Genomic DNA, 19,303 nt, shown 5'->3' with positions numbered 1-19,303 from the left:
AAATTCTATATCAACCTAAAATAACAACACTGGAATAACCAACTTTTCCCTTTAATGGTGGATTTATTTTTTGTACGGATACCCTGCTATTTTTAACAAACGGATATTTTTGTTTGATGGTATCGGCAATGGCTTGCGCTACGGTTTCAATCAGCTTGCGGGTGATTTTCATTTCTTCGCAGGCTATGTTGTATAGTTGCTCGTAGTTTACTGTGTTGAGGAGCTCATCTTCGGCAAGATTAGCTGTGGATAAAAAACTTACCGATATATCTACCAAAAACCTGCTTCCTAATAGTTGTTCTTCAGGATAATAGCCGTGGTAGGCGAAAAATTCAGCGCCGTTTAAATTTATTTCAACCATAAATCAAATGTAACAAATTGCCCAATCTAAATTGCTTTCATTAGCTTTACCGCACCAAATATAATGCTATGCCAAAAACTGACCTTTTTGAATCGCCTGATTATTATCAATTAGATGAACTACTTACCGATGAGCATAAACTTATCCGATCAACCGTAAGGGATTGGGTAAAAAAAGAATTAACCCCCATAATTGAAGAGTACGCCCAAAAGGCAGAATTCCCTAAACAATTAATAAAAGGATTGGCCGAGATCGGTGCTTTTGGGCCGACCATACCTGTTGAATATGGCGGCGCGGGGTTGGATTATATGTCGTATGGCATTATTATGCAGGAGATTGAGCGTGGGGATTCCGGTATACGTTCAACTTCATCGGTACAGGGGTCATTAGTGATGTACCCGATTTATACTTATGGATCTGAGGAACAGCGCAAGAAATATCTGCCCAAATTAGCTTCCGGTAAAATGATTGGTTGTTTTGGGTTGACAGAACCTGACCATGGATCAGATCCCGGCGGTATGACCACCAATTTTAAGGATATGGGCGACCATTACCTGTTAAACGGCGCCAAAATGTGGATCTCTAATGCGCCATTTGCTGATATTGCTGTGGTTTGGGCCAAGGATGAAACCGGCAAAATAAAAGGATTAATAGTTGAGCGTGGTATGGAAGGTTTTACTACTCCTGAAACGCATGGTAAATGGTCGTTGCGGGCATCGGCTACCGGTGAGTTGGTGTTTGATAATGTTAAAGTACCTAAAGAAAATTTATTACCTAACGCGTCGGGGCTTAAAGGCCCGCTGGGTTGCCTTAACCAAGCCCGTTATGGCATTGCCTGGGGCGCACTTGGCGCGGCGATGGATTGTTATGATACTGCACTGCGTTACTCCAAACAACGCATGCAATTTGGTAAGCCAATAGCGGCCTTCCAATTACAGCAGAAGAAATTGGCCGAGATGATCACCGAAATAACCAAAGGACAATTATTGGTATGGCGACTGGCCACCTTGAAAAATGAGAACCGCGCTACCGCGGCTCAAATATCCATGGCGAAACGGAATAGTGTTGAGGTTGCCATAAATATTGCCCGTGAGGCCAGACAAATGCTGGGTGGTATGGGAATTACCGGAGAATACTCAATAATGAGGCATATGATGAACCTTGAGTCAGTTATTACGTATGAAGGAACACATGATATTCATTTACTGATTACCGGGATGGATATTACTGGCGAAGAGGCTTTTAAGTAATTGTACTTTTTTCTTAATAGTTATTTGTTTTGCCAAACATGTTCATCTGTGCATGAATAATTGAATATATTTGTTACAACAATTGATTAATGTTTACGAATAACTATTTACGCCAAAGGTTTAACTTACCCCATGTGAGCCTTATGTTTGGGCTTACTGTAGGCTTGGCGTTGATATTTTTCTCTTCCTGCAAAAAAAAACAAATAATAGATAAGGGTGAATTTTCACCTGAGTACAGTGCTATTAATGATAGCGTTTCGCGATTAAATACAAATAAAAAGGAACGGGAAGCAATAATTTATCTCAATACTAAATACAGCCAGTTAAGCAACCCCACCCTTTCGGATAGACTGCAGTACTACCGCTCGCATTTTATGTATAGCAAGAAAATTTCTCGCGACAGAAGACAAGAGTTACTGTACAGCGATACCATGATGATGCTAGCGGGTAAATTCACCGATTTAAAGCAGTATGTTTATAATACTGCCGATGCGAATTTTGCTAAAGGTGATGCTTATTTCGATTTAAACCAATATACCAGCGCTTACCGGTACTATTATGAAGGCTACGTTTTAGGCAAAAACTACCTGGATAATTCTTTATTAGCCGAATATACTTACCGTATGGGTATGGTATCATTCAGGCAATCGCATTATAACCTGGCGGCTAATTATTTTAAGGAAAGTTTTGCTCAAAGTTCGGCTTATCGTGATGATTTCAGGGCGTTTTACCAAAGGCAGGAGCTGCTTAACGATATTGGCGAAAGCTATTTGAACGCAGGTAATACTGACAGCGCTGCTTTATATTTTAATAAAACTTTAGCATTCATCAACAAATACAACAATCGATTTAAGGATATTGGTTATAGACTTGATATAGCACGCGCTGTAACCTGGGGTGATATGGGCAGATTAATGTCGGATAAGGGTAATTACGTTGAGGCTCAGAAACTTTTCCAAAAAAGCATTGGTTACGACCTCAGGAAATCTTATGACAATTACGATGCTGAATTGGTTGAGGCTGATCTGGCTGATCTTTATCTGAAACAACATCAGCTTAAACCATTATTCAGCTTATTGCAGGATTTACACAGGCAAATGGATACGGTAAAAAATCTTGGCGCATTAACTGCCTGGAACAGGTTAATGAGCGCCTACTATGTTGAGAATAAAGATTATGCGCAATCATTAGCTTATTATAAAAGCTATAGCGAGCTTAAGGATTCGTTGAGCAAACTTGACTTATATATCAAAGAGACAGACATTAACCAACAATTAGCCAATTACGATAAGCAATACCAAATACAGGCGCTTAAAGACAATAACCAGTTAGAAAAGACTTTTTTATACGTAGCTATTTTAGTTGGAATAATGGCTCTTGTAATTTTGCTACTTGTTGTCAGGAATTGGGGGCGATCAAAGCGGGATTTAAAGGCGATAAGTGAACTAAATCAGCAGATTAATTCACAAAAAAATGATTTGGAAGCTACGCTGGAAGAACTAAAAGTCAACAGTCAGGAAAAAGACCGGATATTGCGCACCGTAGCACATGATTTAAGAAACCCAATTGGCGGCATTGTATCACTAACCAACGTAATGCTTGAGGATGGATATACCGATGAACAAAAAGAATTGATCAGTCTGGTAAACTCAACGTCGAGCAATACACTTGAATTGATTAATGAGATATTAGAGGCTACCAATCATAAAATAGGAAAATCAAATAAGGAACTGGTTGATATTAACTTGCTTGTTAGCAATAGCGTTGAGATAATGAATTTTAAAGCTGCTGAAAAAGATCAAAATATAGTAACCGAATTACTAGATACCCCTGAAATGTTGTTAGTAAGCCGTGAGCGGGTATGGCGGGTAATAAGTAACCTGATAAGCAATGCTATAAAATTCAGTCCTAATGGCGCCAGTATCCAGGTAAAACTGATCAGCAATGACAAAGAGGTTAAAATATGTGTTTCTGATAAAGGTATAGGTATCCCCGACAATATAAAGGAGAACGTATTTAATATGTTCACTGATGCGAAACGCCCAGGTACGGCTGGTGAAAAGTCGTTTGGATTAGGGCTTTCCATCTGCCAGCAGATCATCGAGAATCACAACGGTAAAATTTGGTTTGAGAGCGAAAACAATAAAGGCACTACCTTTTTCGTCACCCTGAATAAACCCGCGGCTTAAGCTTTTATAAAATCACCATACCATTGGCCGGATGATTTTATGATGCGCTGCTGAGTATCGAAATTCACATGTATCAGTCCAAAACGGGGATTGTAACCTTCGGCCCATTCAAAGTTATCAGTCAGTGTCCACACAAAATACCCGCTTACTTTGCAGCCTTCGTTTTTAGCTTTTAATACCTGTTGCAAGTACTCTTGTAGATAAGCGGTACGCTTTACATCATTTACAGCATCATCATTTACCTCATCGGGGAAGGCGGCACCGTTTTCGGTGATGTATAGCTTACGGATATTAGTATATTGATTAAACTGTTTAAGTATCTCATAAATAGATGGTGGGTATACCTCCCAGCCCATATCGGTAAGCGGCACATTACGTTTTTTTGCCTTCACGATATTGGCATGGATGTACGGCGTAAGAAAAGAATACTCCACAATTTCGCGTGTATACAATTGTACACCGATAAAATCAAAATCAAATTGCATACTTTCTACATCGCCCGGCCGGATGTATTTCTTCATCTTTTTCAGCACCGGCAAATCCTTTTCCGGGTAACCCAGGCCTAATATAGGTTCGATGTATAACCGGTTTAACAACGTATTAACCTGATTAGCAGCTGCCACATCGCGGGGTTTATCACTTTTAGCTTCGATATATGAGCAAGAGAATGTGGTACCTATTTCGGCTGTATTTGGCAGCAATTCACGCAATAACCTGCCCCCTGCCGCTATCGACATAAGCGCATGATGTACGGCGGGTAAAAAATTACCAAGGCCCAGCCTACCCGGTGCATGCACCCCTAAAAAATAGCCCGCGCCTGTAAAAACCGATGGTTCGTTCATCACCATCCAGTTTTTAACTTTATCGCCAAAGTTGCTGGCGCAAATCCGCACAAATTCACTAAACCAGTTCACCACTTCGCGATTAGTCCAGCCGCCTTTAGCTTCGAGCACCTGCGGCAGATCCCAATGATAAATGGTAACCCAGGGTTCAACACCCTGTTCCAGGCAATAATCAATTACCCGGTTATAATGGTCGATTCCCAGCTGGTTTATTTCGCCGATACCCGATGGCAGTATCCGCGACCACGATATTGAAAACCTAAAATGAGGAATATTAAGTTGTTTGATGAGATCGATATCTTCTTTATATCGATTGTAGAAGTCGCAGGCTATGTGCGGTTTATCGCCATTTTTGATCTTCCCCCGTTTAGCCGAGAAAACATCCCAAATGGATTCGCCCTTACCGTCGCAATCGCATGATCCTTCCACCTGGAACGCGGCTGTTGCCACTCCCCAAATAAAATCATCTCCAAAATTCTGTCTGTTAAAATCCTCTCGCTGCGTAGTAAGTTCCATTAATTTGAGCCAATACAATGCCCAAATTGTGCATTATATTCTTATAAAAGAAAAATTTCTGGAATTACAGCTTAGTGCATGAATGATGAGCGCATGCTTCTAAGCATTATCCATTCAGGAAAACTACCAACAAGCCTTAAAAAATTTGCTATAAGTTTCATATCCTTTAATTTTTACTTAAAGGTATAACATCATTGTGTAGCTATTGTGTTGGTTGTGTTATGTTATTGTTAACTAGTGGTTTAAAATTGACTCACCCGGCTACGCTTCGCTGGCCGACCTCTCTTCGCCTGTGGCGGAAAGAGGTAAAACAATAGCATCTTTTATATCTAATTACCCGGTGGGCGCCTTGCCAAACTTTTTTTTAAAGGAATGAGAGAAATGAGAAAGACTTTCAAAGCCAAGATCGAGGTAGATAGCAGATGCTTTCTTATTCCTGTTTTCTATTAAATGCCGGGCTTCCGTCAACCTTTTTTCTTGTAGCCAATGCCGGGGCGGCATGCTGAATATTTTTTGGAAATCGCGCTTAAACCCGGCAAGGCTTCTGCCTGTAAGTTGCGCGAATTTTTCGACAGGGATATTGAAGTGGAAATTATTGAGCATAAATTTTTCCAAATCCATTTTATAGGGTTCGGAAAAATCGAACAGGAAATCCTTCAGCTCGGGAATGGTATGCAGCAATAACAGCACAACCTCCCTTATTTTGAGCATACCTACCGCATTGGTTATCTTTTCTTCGGAATGGCGCACATAAGGAATAATCGATTGAAAAAAGGCGTTCAAAAAATCATTTCCAGGGATGAGTATATTACTCGGGCCTGAATATTTTTCTCCAGGTTCAATCTGCTCCTCCAACGCGATCTGCCTGAGCAAGTCTTCCTTCAAACAAATCACAATGGTTTGGTAACTCTCATCATTTAATGGTGTTTTAGTGAGTTCCCCCAATTGATTCCTGCGGATCAACAGCATCTGCCCCTGCTCCATGGAAAATTTTTCGCTGGCGGTTTCCATTGTAAAACGGCCTGAAACCTGCATTACAAGGGTAGTATGTTCTAAAAATGCAACCTTATCTTTCCTAACAGAAGCGTAATAGGAATAAAAAAGAACTCCTGGAATTATTTCAGTAGGATTTATCATTACGTAAAGATATAAAATAGGCGGGGCTTACAGGCAGCCCCGCCTATTCCTGCTAGCGCTGCAGGTATGTACCGCCAAGTATAGCACCCGGAGCAAATTGTGTGTTCAGGATGTTCAATTCTTCAGGAGTAAAAACAATACCCATGGCTTGTGTATTTTCCGGCAGGCGTGATCTGCGGCTCATACTTACCAATGGCATAATGTGATCGCCTTGTACATTTACCCAGGCAATTGCCAATTGTGTAGGGGTATATCCTTTTTCCTTTGCCATAGTTTTTAATACTTCAACTTTCTCCAGGTTCTTAATTAGATTATCACCCTGAAAACGGGAGAAGTGAGTATGGTAATCATTAGCCGGAAGAGGTGCTTTCATACCACCGGTAAGTAAGCCTTCTGCTGTATTGGCAAAGGCTACCACACCTATGCCTAACTCTTTGGCTGTTGGTAGAAGTCCGCTTTCTATTTGGCGATCAGCTAAAGAATAACCTATTTCCAATGCGGTAATAGGGTGAACAGCATTGGCCTTACGCAGTTGATCAGCGGTAATTTCAGAAACACCGATATAACGTACCTTTCCTTCTTTAATCAGGTCGGCTACAGTTCCAATCACATCTTCTACAGGAACGTTGTCGTCCAATCGGCACGGCTGATAAAGATCAATGGTATCTATGCCCAAACGCACCAAAGAATAATTAATAAAGTTTTTGATGGCTATTGGGCGCAAGTCTAACCCCAACCATTGGCCGTTATGAAAGATAGCACCAAATTTCACACTGATAAAAGCATCATCTCTTCTGCCTTTGATGGCTCTACCTACCAGCAGTTCGTTGTGGCCAGCACCATAAAAGTCGCCGGTATTTAGGAAGTTAATACCACTGTCTAATGCCGACTGAATGGTAGCGATACTTTCACTCTCATCATTTGTGGGGCCTCCCCAAACTGACGACATGCGCATGCAGCCTAAGCCGAGTTTAGATACAAGCGGGCCATTTTTACCGAGATTTATTTTTGTTATGTTTTTCATAGCTGATATTTTCTATATTAATGAAACAAAGATCAGCTTTATATTCAATAGCAAATTTCTTTCACGGCTCAATTTACTTGCCTGTACAGCTCAGTTCGATGAAAGGATATTACTTCGTTCTAGGTAGATTTAAACTTTGCAGAGCATTAATAGAACTATAGTTTAATACCCTTTATGATTCAATGCTTGTATTGTTACCAGGGGCAGCTTGCCGGTTCCGGAAAATATTCCTCGCTAATGAATTTTCCGGTTGGGCCATCCTGCCCAATTAATGCATATTTTGCAATACGTTGCCCTGCCTCTTGTACGGTGCTTGTACCCTGGTGACCGGTGAAATCGGTTTTTGTATATCCCGGGCAAACCATGTTAACTTTAAATGGCGTATCACGGAGATCGTAAGCAAGATTTATCGTGTACATGTTAAGCGCCGACTTACTTGATTGGTATACTGCCATTTTATTGCCATTGGAAAGATCAGCTGCGAGGCTAAGCGACCCCATAGCCGAACTCACATTTACGATGCGTGGTTCGGATGATCTTTTTAACAAATCAATAAAAGCCTGCGTAACACTGACCACACCGAACACATTGGTTTCATATACTGCCTTGAATTGATCAATGGTTGCGTTAAGTGCCGATTGCGGAAGTCCACCGGAAATTCCTGCGTTATTGATCAGCACATCCAACACCTCCGTTTTTTTGCCTATTGTTGCCCGGGCCGCACTAACCGATCCCTGATCAGTAACGTTCAGTTGTACGGCTTCAACATTATCTATCCCATCATCTTTGAGTTTTTTTATTGCTGCTAACCCATTCTCCATGTTGCGGCAACCTAAGTAAACGAAGAATCCGTTTTGAGCGAGCTGTCGTACTACTTCAAGTCCTATGCCTTTGTTGGCTCCTGTTACTAATGCTATTTTCATTTAATTAATGGTTTTATAAACTAACAAAACAAAAGTAGCCGGAAGGAAACTATAAAAGACGGACAAATCATTTTAGTTACTGGACTAATCGTGATGATCTGTTAAAAATGCACTAATGCTCTTACCTGTGCTTTTTTTGAAGAGCCGAGAAAAGTAATCCGGGTCATTAAAACCCAACTCGTAAGCTAATTCCTTTACCGAAAGTGTGGAATATTGCAGCCTGCGCTGCGCTTCCAGCATAAGTCGATTGGTCATCCATTCTTTTGGCGAAACTCCCGAAAATTCTTTTACAACACCATAAAGACTGCTTGTAGTCATTGCTAATTTTTCGGCAATGATATGCACATCATGCTGTTCGGTTAAATGCGTTTCTACAGTAAGCTTAAAAGCAATGTATTTAGATAGTTTAGCATTTGATGTGCTATCCTGGTGACCCTGTCCAAAATAAGCGCTGTTGAACTCAGTTAAAAGCGTATTTAAATGTGCTAGAATTATCTCCGTTTCTTTTGGCTTTCCCGGGGAGTGAAGCAGTTGAAATAAGTTGGAGAAAACAGATTTAACACGCTCTTTAGCATCCGAAGTAAAAGTGATCGTATTTGAATTTAATGGGTTTAGCAGGAACGGAAATGAATTTGGGAGGAGTGCCAATACATTTTCATCAAAGGCTGCTTTGTAATTCAGGCTGTGGTTACTTTTAGGGGGATTTAAGAATATCTGGTTAGGCAGCCCAAACACCAACTGGCTATCGGAGATGGTAATATCCTGTAAATCTACTTTATAAGTTTCTGTACCCTCATCCAAAAAAACAAAACAATAGTGGGCCAGTTTGTGTGGCTTAAGCAGTTTTTCTAAAACATCTTTCGGCAAACTGATCTTACAGTTTTCATTCACTGTAATTGACAATTTATCGTGGTGCTTGATTTGGTCAAATAACTTCTTAGTTTCCTGCATTTGTCCTCCTATTATGACAAAGATACCAAAAGAAGACTATTAGACGAAGCAGGGACATATGTATGAATTCCTGTCTTTGCAGATATTAGGGCGGGAAGAGTAATGACAAATAGTTATTAATTTTGTATCATGAAAACCTATTTCCTAAAACTCCTCAACTACGATCAATTTGCCAATAAGGCTATATTAAAATCTATTATTGACGCAGGCGAACCGGAGCCGGCCGTAAAACTGATGGCGCATTTATTGGCGGCGCAGCAGATATGGCTCAACCGTTGCAAAGGCTTGCCTGCTATTGGCGGCGCTTTATGGCCCGACTGGAAAGCTGATACCTTTGAAAAATTGATTGACGATAATCACACTGTTTGGATAGATTATATAAACGGACTTAGTGAGGCAGATTTTCAAAATATCATCCCATATAAAAATTCCAGAGGCGATAGTTACGAAAACCAACTGGAAGATGTGCTGGCGCATTTAATTAATCATGGTACGCATCATCGTGCACAGATCGGGCAGCAATTAAAATTTGCCGGGGCCGAAAAATTACCGTTAACTGACTACATTTTTTATATAAGATAGGCAATTGATGCCGTTGTAAAGCGTTTATTTTTGATATTTGCCACTGATAATATTCTCGCCCATGACAAAAAAAATATTTATTCCGCTACTAGCCTGCGTTGCTCTTTTTGGCTGTAATGACGATAAAAAGCAGGAACAAACACTGTTAAACGATGTAATAAAGACGCATGATAAGTTAATGGTTGACGATGGCGCTATCATGAAAAACAAAATGCTGTTAAAAGCTATAACGACTACTGATGCCAAGGATTCGGTTGTTTTTTATACAAAATCATTAGATGACGCAGATAACGCTATGATGGGATGGATGAATAAGTTCAGTCCGGATTTTGCCGGTAAAACCCATGAGCAGATCATCGATTACCTGACTACCCAAAAGGCTGAGATCTTAAAAATAGACTCGCAAATAAATGTTACCCTAGCTAAATCAAACAGCTACTTATCTAAAAACAAAGTAAAATGAAAAAACTGATTGGTGGCCTGGTGTTGATATTGCTTTTCGGGGCTTGTAAATCAAATACGGTTAAAGTACTTCCTATTTATGGTAACCGCAGCGCCGAAACAAAAACGGTTAACGGGCAACAGGTAACAGATACGGTTTACCAAACAGTGCCAGCTTTTAAGTTTGTGAACCAATATGGTGACAGCGTAGGCAGCAAAAACCTGCAAAATGATATTTATGTTGCCGATTTCTTTTTCACCTCCTGCCCTTCTATTTGCCCGGGTATGCAGCGCAATATGCTGAATGTATATAATGCATTTAAAGATACTGCCGATGTGAAGATCATTTCCTTTACCATCGACCCAAAACATGATACCCCGGCAGTATTGAAAAAATACGCTGATAAATTAGGTGTTAGCGGCAATAGCTGGTGGTTTTTAAATGGCGATAGAGATGCCGTATATGGCCTGGCAACAAAAAGCTATTTGGTTGGTGTTACGCAAGACAGTACCGCAGCTGGCGGCTATGTGCACCAGGGTTATTTTGTGTTAATAGACAAGCAACAGCGCATCCGCGGATCATATGATGGTACCGATCCTAAACAGGTTGATCAATTGATTGCCGATATAAAAACACTGAAAGCAGAACCTGTAAGCAAATAACACACATGAAAACCACGATCTTAGGCGGGATTTGCCTGTTAGCGTTTTTTGCCATGATCTATTCGTGCCAGAGTGATGCATCTATTGAATACAGCCGTTATTACTCGGCCGGGGCTATAGTTTACCAAAACCATTGCCAAAATTGCCACGGCGATAAAGGTCAGGGTTTAAATGGTTTGATACCACCGCTAACTGATACTGCACTGCTTAAATCATACAATAGTAAGCTGGCTTGCCAACTCAAAAACGGCCTCAGCGGCAAGATAACTGTTGGGGGTAAGGAATTTGAAGGCACCATGGCCGCCACCGACCTGTCACCTATTGATATGGCTCAAGTGATCACTTATGTCACCAATTCCTTTGGTAACAAGCAAGGCCTTTTTACCGACGACCAGGTACAAACTGCGTTAAATAGTTGCAGCAAATAAGGTAAAAATCGCTTTTTAAACCCTGTCGCACATTTTACCCTATCCTCCTCGTTTCCCTATTCTATGGAAAGGTATCGCACAAGCCTACGCTTTATATTTTTTGAGATTAAACCGTATCACGGTGCTTAAAATTCTACACTAATCCAGCTAAAATTCACTAAAAAACGTCATTTTTTTGATAATTACGAGTGCTTTGGGGGCTAAAAACGACCATTTTTCAGTGTTTTTTATGCTTTTTTCAGCGTAAAAACAATCTAAAAACCCACTTTTTGTGGTGTTTTAGGCCATAAATCGGGCTAAAAGTGTACCAACTGTACCACTTGTTCCACCTGTTTCGTGGTACAGTTCGGCTCAAAATCTTACCTTTGCTGGGCAAAACGTTCTATCGCTTCGATTCGTTGAAGAGGAAAGTCCGGGCAACATAGAGTATCCTGCTTCCTAACGGGAAGGCGCCGGCAGCCGGCGACAGCAAGTGCCACAGAGAATATACCGCCTTTGATTTATCAGAGGTAAGGGTGAAAACGTGAGGTAAGAGCTCACGGCTTTTCCGGGTAACCGGGATCGCGGTAAACCTCAGGAGTTGAAAAACCAAATAGGTCCTGGATCGGAAGTTACTCGCTTTTGACCCATTTAGATGAGTCGCCAGGATGGGTAGGTTGCTCAAGCCTGTCAGCAATGGCAGGATTAGATTAATGATAGAAACCGCTTTCGGGCGGCACAGAACCCGGCTTACAGGTTTGCTGCTGAAAAAATTCCCCTTTCTGCAAAACAGAAAGGGGTTATTTTTTGTATATAGAAAAGTGTTTAATTTTCTATACAAATCCTATATATTAGTACGCTTAACATTTACCCCGTTTTCGTTGAGAAACAACAGATAAACTATGGCCAAAATTTTAATTATTGACGATGAACGTGCTATACGCAGCACACTGAGAGAGATACTGGAATACGAAGATTACCAGGTTGAGGACGTAGATAATGGCATTGACGGGCTGGAGATGATCGCCAAAAATGATTATGACCTTGTACTGTGTGATATTAAAATGAACCGCATGGACGGCATGGAAGTGCTAACTGAAGGCTTAATTATAAAACCCGATCTGCCGTTCATTATGATATCGGGCCACGGAACGGTAGAAACCGCCGTTGAGGCCAGCCGCAAGGGGGCATTCGATTTTATATCAAAACCACCGGATCTGAATCGCCTTTTAATTACCGTACGTAACGCGCTTGACCGTGGAAGCTTGGTGATTGAAACTAAGGTATTAAAGCGCAAGGTATCTAAGGTTCGCCCAATTTTAGGTAATTCACAGTCTATAGGTAAGATCAAGGAAACTATTGACCGTGTTGCCCCTACCGATGCCCGTGTATTAATTACCGGTGCCAATGGTAGCGGAAAGGAATTGGTTGCACGTTGGTTGCACGAGAAATCAAATCGCTCAAATGCGCCTTTAATTGAAGTTAACTGCGCGGCTATACCATCAGAACTGATTGAAAGCGAATTGTTCGGACATGAGAAGGGTTCATTTACATCAGCTGTTAAACAGCGTATAGGTAAATTTGAATCTGCCAGCGGCGGTACTTTATTTTTGGATGAAATAGGCGACATGAGCCAATCGGCTCAAGCAAAAGTATTGCGTGCCTTACAGGAAAGTAAAATAACCCGCGTAGGTGGCGAAAAAGAAATTGAAGTAGATGTGCGTGTTGTTGCGGCAACAAATAAAGATTTACTTAAAGAAATTGAAGCCGGTAATTTCCGTATGGACCTTTACCATCGCTTAAGTGTGATCCTGATCCACGTGCCACCTTTGTCGGAGCGCAAGGATGATATTGTTTTGCTTACCCAAAGCTTTATCGACGAGATCTGCAATGACTATGGTATGCCGCCTAAAAAGATTTCAGAGGCCGCCCTGGATGCCTTAAAAGCCTTGCCTTGGACGGGTAATATCCGTGAGCTTAGAAATATGGTAGAACGCTTGATCATCCTAAGCGATAAAACCATTACCGATAATGATGTTAGGGCATTTGCTAACCCATCGGCTCCCGCGCATGATGCCAACGGTTCCGCAACATCATCACAAACCGACTTTAACCAGTTTAAAAACTTCCAGGAGTATAAAGATTACGCCGAGCGCGAGTACATTAAATTCAAGCTTGAAAAGAACAACTGGAATGTATCGAAAACCGCTGATGATATTGACATCCAACGCAGTCACTTATACAGCAAGATTGAGAAGTACGGACTAAAAAGAGGAGAATAAAACCCAATATAAAAAAGAAGCCCTTGCAAATTGCAGGGGCTTCTTTTTGTTACATATTTTGATATTGCGGTTTCAGCTGAGATTTTTCCATCTTCCTCATTTTCTCAACTTTTGGTTTAGAAACCGCGTCGATGTATGAATCATCTGGGTGCAGCTTGTAGTAGTTTTGGTGGTACTGCTCCGCCGGATAAAAAACAGTAAATGGCACAACCTGGGTAACGATAGGCGCGTCATAATGCTTTGATGCATTGATTTCCTTAATGGTATTTAGCAGTATTTCTTTTTCTTCCGTTGTACGATAAAAAGCTATTGAACGATAGCTCGTACCCTGATCCGGCCCCTGATAATTTAATTCCGTTGGGTTATGAGCGTAAAAGAACGCTTCAACCAATTTAGCATAACTAATTACTTTAGGATCGTAATAAACCTGTACGGTTTCCGCATGGCCAGTTTGGTCGCTGCAAACTTCTTCATAAGTTGGGTTTGCCGTTTTACCACCTGCGTAACCAGCTATTACCTTATCCACTCCCCTAAGTTCCGACATTGCTTCGGTAGAAGCCCAAAAACACCCGCCTGCAAAATCAGCTACCATTTCACCTGGTTTTACCTCAGGTAACTTCGCGAATTTATTGGATTGCCCGTTAGCGGCACATCCTGCTAAAAAGAACACACATAATGTATACAAGATCGATTTCTTCATTTTTTATATTTTAAATATGAATACATCCGCGTAATTTGATGTGCGGTTCATCTATATATCAAAATACGCTTAATAAGCTTAAATGGTTTGTCATAGCTGCGTATAATGAATACATAGATTACAGTGTTAGTCGCAGTATGCTGTATTTCCTTACATCGCATTTAATTACAATTTACCATCTCTTAGCGCATTTTTCACCATAGTAATGATACTACTCAAACCATTGGTTTTTATTTCAAAAACACTGGCTAATAGCATACCCAATTTTCCGGGCGGAAAACCCTGGCTGCTCATCCATTCCAGATAATGTGATGGTAAGTCGCATATTGGCGTTCCTTTGTATTTACCATAGGGCATCCTGGTTTGAACAATTTCAATGAGGATCTTTGAATCGGGGCGAACAGGTTCCATGGGCTAAAGATAGCTTTATCGACAGGTTGTTTATACTGCTTTTATAAACATTCTATCTCAATTGATAACTGACCTTGGACATTAATCAGCTTATTTACTTCTAAAGAAGGGGTAGTTTAAACTTATGTGTAAAATTGCTGTTGTTTAATAGCATATTCAGTTGTTAATTTGTTTTTAACTAACTTTACATCACACCAATAAACACTTATGAAAAAGAACAGAATATTGCAATATATATTACCATTAATAGCAATCCCGGCTTTAGTAATATCCATCGCCTCCAAAAACCCTACTCCTCCGGCGGATGGCGCAGGATTAACTCTACCATCCGGTTTTGAAGCCAATATAGTCGCCGATAATTTAGGTAGTGCAAGACATATTGCAATTACAAAACAAGGCGATATATATGTAAAATTAAACAGAGTAAAAAATGGCAAGGGTATTTTATACCTGCATCAAACAGGCGATAAAGCAACCGTTGTTAATAGTTTTGGCAATTATGCAGGCACAGGTATGTACATTAAAGATGGCTATCTATATACCTCATCTAATGAGGATGTTTACCGTTATAAATTAAATGATAAAGGTGAAGTTATTAATCCGAATGAACCGGAAAGAATAGTTGTTGGACTATTAAATCGCCGTGAACACGAATCAAAGTCTGTTGTGTTAGATAACAACGGGAATATCTATGTAAACGTTGGCGCGTATTCTAACTCATGCCAGGAAAAAGATCGTCAAAAAGGATCAATGGGCAGAAAAGGTTGCCCTATTTTAGATTCTGCCGGTGGCATTTGGGAGTTTAAGGCTGATAAATTAGATCAGCATTATGGTGATGGCATACATTATGCAAAAGGATTGAGAAATGTTGTAGGCTTAGATTGGAATCAACAAGATAACCAACTGTTTGTAATGCAACATGGTCGCGATCAATTACATGATCTTTTCCCGGATATGTATACAACACAACAATCAGCTATTGAACCGGCAGAATGTTTATATGCTGTAAAAGAAGGTGACAATGCAGGTTGGCCATACATTTATTATGATCAGGAAAAACATGAAAAAATACTAGCACCTGAATATGGCGGCGACGGCAAAAAAACAGCAGGCGAAGGCACTATTGATCCGGCAGTTGCTTTCCCGGGTCACTTAGCACCAAATGGTTTATTATTCTATACTGGCAATCAATTCCCTGAGAGATATAAGAATGGCGCTTTTATAGCTTTCCATGGTTCATGGAACAGAGCACCTGAACCTCAGGCTGGTTACTTTGTAGTTTTTCAACCGTTTAAAGATGGAAAACCCGATGGCAAATGGGAAGTATTTGCTGATGGGTTTGCTGGTACACAGGCACAAAAGGAGAGTGGTAATGCAGTACATCGCCCATGTGGCTTAGCACAAGGCCCGGATGGTTCATTATATGTAACCGATGATAATAAAGGAACCATTTACAAAATCAGCTACAAAAAATAATGAATTTTATAAAATCCGCTTCCATTCTTTTATTCTTAGTTATTGCTTGTAATAGTTTAGAAGCACAAGTAAGGCATTCATCAAAATCCGCAAAATCACATTTAGCTTTATCAATAGCTAATGGCAAACTAGTATACACACAAAACTGTGCAAGTTGCCATCAGGTTGATGGCCATGGCGTACAAAACATGAACCCGCCATTAATACAAACAAGCTATGTTTTGGGCGATAAAACCAAACTAATAAAGATAATTCTGAATGGTTTTAATGAGGATGTGGAAATAAATGGCAATACCTATTCAAACACAATGGCTTCGCATGATTTTTTGAAAGACAAGGAGATTGCAGATGTACTAACCTACATTAGGCATAGCTTTGGCAATAAAGCAAGCGCAGTTTCAGTCGCGATGGTTAAAAGTGTAAGGGCAACAAAGAAATAACTTAAAGATAAAGGCCCAGGAATTAGGATAAATTTATTTACCTGATTCTGGGCCTTTTATTTTCGCCAAGCGTATATAATATTTAAACTATTTATTATACAAACAATTAACTATCAATCCGCTCCATCCGGTTTGATGTGACGCACCTGCTCCTCGCCCATTATCACCGTCAAAATATTCATAGAATAACAAGTGATCCTTAAAATTTGGGTCGGATTGTATTTTATCATAGCCTCCAAACACAGCTCTTTTACCGGTTTTATCACGCAAAAAAATACTCGATAACCTACGATAAAGCTCATTGGCAACCTCGTTCAAATTCATAAAAACACCCGATCCTGTTGGGCATTCTATTTTAAAATCATCACCATAATACTGATAAAAGCGTTGAAGGCTTTCTATCAACATATAATTAATAGGAATCCATATCGGCCCACGCCAGTTACTATTACCTCCAAATAAACCGCTATCGCTTTCGGCCGGAGTGTATTTTACGATAAACTCCACCCCATTTACTGTAACACAATAAGGATTATTTAAATGGTATTTAGATACTGAACGTATACCATAATCACTTAAAAACTCATTTTCATCCAGCATATATTTAAGTAATGATTTCATTCGGTAACCGCGAAGCAGGCTTATTAAATGTTTACCATTCCCCTTTGTCTCATTCCAACGTGACACCAATCCGGCGAGATCAGGACGGTTATCAGAAAACCATTTCATCCTATTACGAAAGATTGGATTGTTCATAATATCGTCCGTATCCAATATTTCAGCAGCAAATAACGGCGTAAGGCCTACAATGCTACGCACACGCATCTTCTCGGTAGTATTATCCGGCAATCTCAACTGATCATAAAAAAAACCATCCTGATCGTCCCACAAACCTTGATTATTTTCACCTAAATTAGCCATGGCCCCGGCAATATAGATGAAGTGCTCAAAAAACTTAGAAGCTATATCCGAATAAGCTTTATTATAGGAGGCCAACTCAGCCGCGATACGCAATAAATTTAGCGAGTACATAGCCATCCAACTGGTACCATCGGCTTGCTCCAAATGTTCACCCATTGGTAAGCGCGAGTTTCTGTCGAACACACCAATATTGTCCAAACCCAAAAAACCACCTTCAAAAATATTATTACCTGCAGCATCTTTACGATTTACCCACCAGGTGAAGTCAAGCATTAATTTATGGAAAATACGTTCCAGGAAAAAAGTATCTCCTTTTCCATTATTAGCCTCTTTGTCTTTTTGATAGATAGCCCAAGTTGCCCTTGCATGTACCGGTGGATTAGCATCCCCAAAATCCCATTCATAAGCCGGTAACTCCCCATTAGGATGCTGGTACCAAACCCTAACCAGCAACATTAATTGATTTTTAGCAAAATCCATATCAACATTTGCCAGTGCCAGGCAATGAAAAGCCAAATCCCACGAAGCAAACCATGGATATTCCCATTTATCAGGCATCGAGATAATATCGCGAGCGTTAAAATGCTGCCATTTACTATTACGGGCATTTTTCCGCTCAGCAGGAGGTTTCGGCTCCGCAGGGTCTCCGTTTAACCAGTGGTTTATGTCGAAATAATAAAACTGTTTTGTCCACAACATACCGGCAAACGCCTGGCGTTGTACAAATACGCTATCAGGATTGGGGTTATTTTGCTGAATATCTTTGTAAAACGCATCAGCCTCGGCTACCCGCGTATTGAATATAGTGTCAAAATCACCAAACCCGTTCTTCGCGTTTGATGAAAACCTTAAACGGATTGTATAACTATCTTTTGCCTTTACCTTAATATCGTAGTTAATGGCCGCTTTGGTACCTGTTTTTTTAGGATTTACAGTATCTGCCCCATTAACAATATGATTATTTATGCCATCCTTGCAATAAGGTTTGCCATCAGCATAATTATATAATTTAGGGTTATTTGTTTCGTTATCGCAAAACAAAATATCCGGCGATCCTTCACCGTTTAACCATAGCTGACCAAGCTTATTATGGTATACCTCAATTACGCCATGCGAATCTGCAGTTAGTTCAGGCAGGTAATTATCATAGCCCCATGCCCAGGTATTCCGAAACCAAATGGTTGGCAGCACATTCAGCTCGCAATCGTTCATACTGCGATTATTGATGGTTATTTTTATAAGAATATCATCCTGTGTATTTTTAGCGTACTCGGTAAAAACGTCAAAATATTCATCATTATTTAAAATACCGGTATCAATCAATTCAAATTCAGGATCATTACGACCGCGACGCTTATTTTCATCAACAAGCCATTGATAAGGGTAGGTTTGCTGCGGATATTTATACAACGTTTTCATGTATGAATGCGTTGGCGTGTTATCCAAATAATAATACAACTCCTTTACATCCTCGCCATGATTGCCTTCAGGATTAGTTAAGCCAAAATAACGTTCCTTAATAATAGGATCTTTTTTATTCCATAGCGCAACCGAAAAGCAAACGGTTTGATCATCGTCGCATATCCCCGCAATACCTTCTTCACCCCAGCGATAAGCCTTGCTACGTGCCATATCATGTGTGATGTAATTCCAGGCATCACCATTGGCGCTATAATCTTCTCGTATAGTGCCCCATTGCCTATCACTTACATAAGGGCCCCATTTTTTCCAGGTTGAATCTTTTAATCTCGATTGCTCTGCATTCATAAACTAATATACATTTTGGA

Annotated in this window: 18 protein-coding genes and 1 other RNA gene; 10 read left to right on the top strand and 9 right to left on the bottom strand. The window is 40.3% G+C overall.

Annotated elements, in window-relative coordinates:
- Positions 1 to 10 precede the first annotated feature (10 nt).
- Positions 11 to 361, bottom strand: coding sequence for a dihydroneopterin aldolase (gene folB, locus GSQ74_RS20370; RefSeq protein WP_158996043.1), 351 nt, complete (start codon positions 359 to 361; stop codon positions 11 to 13).
- A 68-nt stretch (positions 362 to 429) separates the two neighbouring features.
- On the opposite strand from folB, the gene GSQ74_RS20365 reads away from it, so the two are divergent.
- The gene (locus GSQ74_RS20365) at positions 430 to 1,611 is read left to right on the top strand and encodes an acyl-CoA dehydrogenase family protein (RefSeq protein ID WP_158996042.1); all 1,182 of its coding nucleotides are present in this window, start codon (positions 430 to 432) and stop codon (positions 1,609 to 1,611) included.
- A gap of 89 nt (positions 1,612 to 1,700) precedes the next feature.
- The gene (locus GSQ74_RS20360; protein WP_158996041.1) at positions 1,701 to 3,800 is read left to right on the top strand and encodes a HAMP domain-containing sensor histidine kinase; all 2,100 of its coding nucleotides are present in this window, start codon (positions 1,701 to 1,703) and stop codon (positions 3,798 to 3,800) included.
- Here the strand turns inward: GSQ74_RS20360 and GSQ74_RS20355 are convergent.
- From GSQ74_RS20355 to GSQ74_RS20335, 5 genes are all read right to left on the bottom strand, one after another.
- Complete coding sequence (locus tag GSQ74_RS20355) at positions 3,797 to 5,158, bottom strand: GH1 family beta-glucosidase (protein WP_158996040.1); 1,362 nt, start codon at positions 5,156 to 5,158, stop codon at positions 3,797 to 3,799. The two genes, GSQ74_RS20360 and GSQ74_RS20355, sit on opposite strands and share 4 nt — an antisense overlap.
- Before the next feature lie 333 nt (positions 5,159 to 5,491).
- Positions 5,492 to 6,295, bottom strand: coding sequence for an AraC family transcriptional regulator (locus GSQ74_RS20350; protein ID WP_158996039.1), 804 nt, complete (start codon positions 6,293 to 6,295; stop codon positions 5,492 to 5,494).
- A gap of 52 nt (positions 6,296 to 6,347) precedes the next feature.
- Positions 6,348 to 7,319 carry an aldo/keto reductase gene (locus GSQ74_RS20345; RefSeq protein WP_158996038.1) on the bottom strand — a complete coding sequence of 324 codons (972 nt, stop codon included), beginning with the start codon at positions 7,317 to 7,319 and terminating at the stop codon, positions 6,348 to 6,350.
- 194 nt (positions 7,320 to 7,513) lie between these two features.
- Positions 7,514 to 8,242 carry an SDR family oxidoreductase gene (locus GSQ74_RS20340; RefSeq protein ID WP_158996037.1) on the bottom strand — a complete coding sequence of 243 codons (729 nt, stop codon included), beginning with the start codon at positions 8,240 to 8,242 and terminating at the stop codon, positions 7,514 to 7,516.
- An 84-nt stretch (positions 8,243 to 8,326) separates the two neighbouring features.
- Entirely contained in the window at positions 8,327 to 9,193 is an 867-nt protein-coding gene (locus GSQ74_RS20335; protein ID WP_158996036.1) for an AraC family transcriptional regulator, read from the bottom strand.
- A 129-nt stretch (positions 9,194 to 9,322) separates the two neighbouring features.
- Between GSQ74_RS20335 and GSQ74_RS20330 the strand changes: the two genes are divergently transcribed.
- The 6 genes from GSQ74_RS20330 to GSQ74_RS20305 all read left to right on the top strand — a co-directional run bounded on the left by GSQ74_RS20330 (position 9,323) and on the right by GSQ74_RS20305 (position 13,568).
- On the top strand, positions 9,323 to 9,775 hold the full coding sequence (locus GSQ74_RS20330; protein ID WP_158996035.1) for a DinB family protein: 453 nt from the start codon (positions 9,323 to 9,325) through the stop codon (positions 9,773 to 9,775).
- A 61-nt stretch (positions 9,776 to 9,836) separates the two neighbouring features.
- Positions 9,837 to 10,238 (top strand): hypothetical protein, encoded by a 402-nt coding sequence (locus tag GSQ74_RS20325; RefSeq protein WP_158996034.1) that lies wholly within the window; start codon positions 9,837 to 9,839, stop codon positions 10,236 to 10,238.
- The gene (locus tag GSQ74_RS20320) at positions 10,235 to 10,879 is read left to right on the top strand and encodes an SCO family protein (RefSeq protein ID WP_158996033.1); all 645 of its coding nucleotides are present in this window, start codon (positions 10,235 to 10,237) and stop codon (positions 10,877 to 10,879) included. Before GSQ74_RS20325 ends, GSQ74_RS20320 begins: the two co-directional genes overlap by 4 nt.
- Before the next feature lie 5 nt (positions 10,880 to 10,884).
- Positions 10,885 to 11,307: a cytochrome c gene (locus GSQ74_RS20315; RefSeq protein WP_158996032.1), complete on the top strand. Its 423-nt coding sequence runs from the start codon at positions 10,885 to 10,887 to the stop codon at positions 11,305 to 11,307.
- Positions 11,308 to 11,676: 369 nt separating this feature from the next.
- An RNA gene (rnpB, locus tag GSQ74_RS20310) (RNase P RNA component class A) lies at positions 11,677 to 12,055 on the top strand.
- A 133-nt stretch (positions 12,056 to 12,188) separates the two neighbouring features.
- A complete protein-coding gene (locus GSQ74_RS20305; RefSeq protein ID WP_158996031.1) occupies positions 12,189 to 13,568 on the top strand; it encodes a sigma-54 dependent transcriptional regulator in 1,380 nt (459 codons plus the stop codon).
- Between the two features lie 49 nt (positions 13,569 to 13,617).
- Here GSQ74_RS20305 and msrA read toward each other — a convergent pair whose 3' ends face one another.
- Together msrA and GSQ74_RS20295 are read right to left on the bottom strand one after the other, a co-directional pair.
- On the bottom strand, positions 13,618 to 14,268 hold the full coding sequence (gene msrA / locus GSQ74_RS20300) for a peptide-methionine (S)-S-oxide reductase MsrA (protein WP_158996030.1): 651 nt from the start codon (positions 14,266 to 14,268) through the stop codon (positions 13,618 to 13,620).
- A gap of 165 nt (positions 14,269 to 14,433) precedes the next feature.
- Positions 14,434 to 14,679, bottom strand: coding sequence for a DUF3820 family protein (locus GSQ74_RS20295; RefSeq protein ID WP_158996029.1), 246 nt, complete (start codon positions 14,677 to 14,679; stop codon positions 14,434 to 14,436).
- A gap of 207 nt (positions 14,680 to 14,886) precedes the next feature.
- Between GSQ74_RS20295 and GSQ74_RS20290 the strand changes: the two genes are divergently transcribed.
- Both GSQ74_RS20290 and GSQ74_RS20285 read left to right on the top strand, forming a co-directional pair.
- On the top strand, positions 14,887 to 16,155 hold the full coding sequence (locus GSQ74_RS20290; protein ID WP_158996028.1) for a sorbosone dehydrogenase family protein: 1,269 nt from the start codon (positions 14,887 to 14,889) through the stop codon (positions 16,153 to 16,155).
- Positions 16,155 to 16,595, top strand: coding sequence for a cytochrome c (locus GSQ74_RS20285; RefSeq protein WP_158996027.1), 441 nt, complete (start codon positions 16,155 to 16,157; stop codon positions 16,593 to 16,595). The genes GSQ74_RS20290 and GSQ74_RS20285 overlap by 1 nt, the downstream gene beginning before the upstream one ends.
- A gap of 87 nt (positions 16,596 to 16,682) precedes the next feature.
- On the opposite strand, the gene GSQ74_RS20280 is transcribed toward GSQ74_RS20285, so the two are convergent.
- Positions 16,683 to 19,283: a glucosidase gene (locus GSQ74_RS20280; RefSeq protein WP_158996026.1), complete on the bottom strand. Its 2,601-nt coding sequence runs from the start codon at positions 19,281 to 19,283 to the stop codon at positions 16,683 to 16,685.
- Positions 19,284 to 19,303 lie beyond the last annotated feature (20 nt).

Source organism: Mucilaginibacter sp. L196 (genome assembly GCF_009765905.1).
Lineage (GTDB): Bacteria > Bacteroidota > Bacteroidia > Sphingobacteriales > Sphingobacteriaceae > Mucilaginibacter.
The sequence above is the reverse complement of the archived record's forward strand: the minus strand, read 5'-3'. Positions and strand labels throughout refer to the sequence as shown.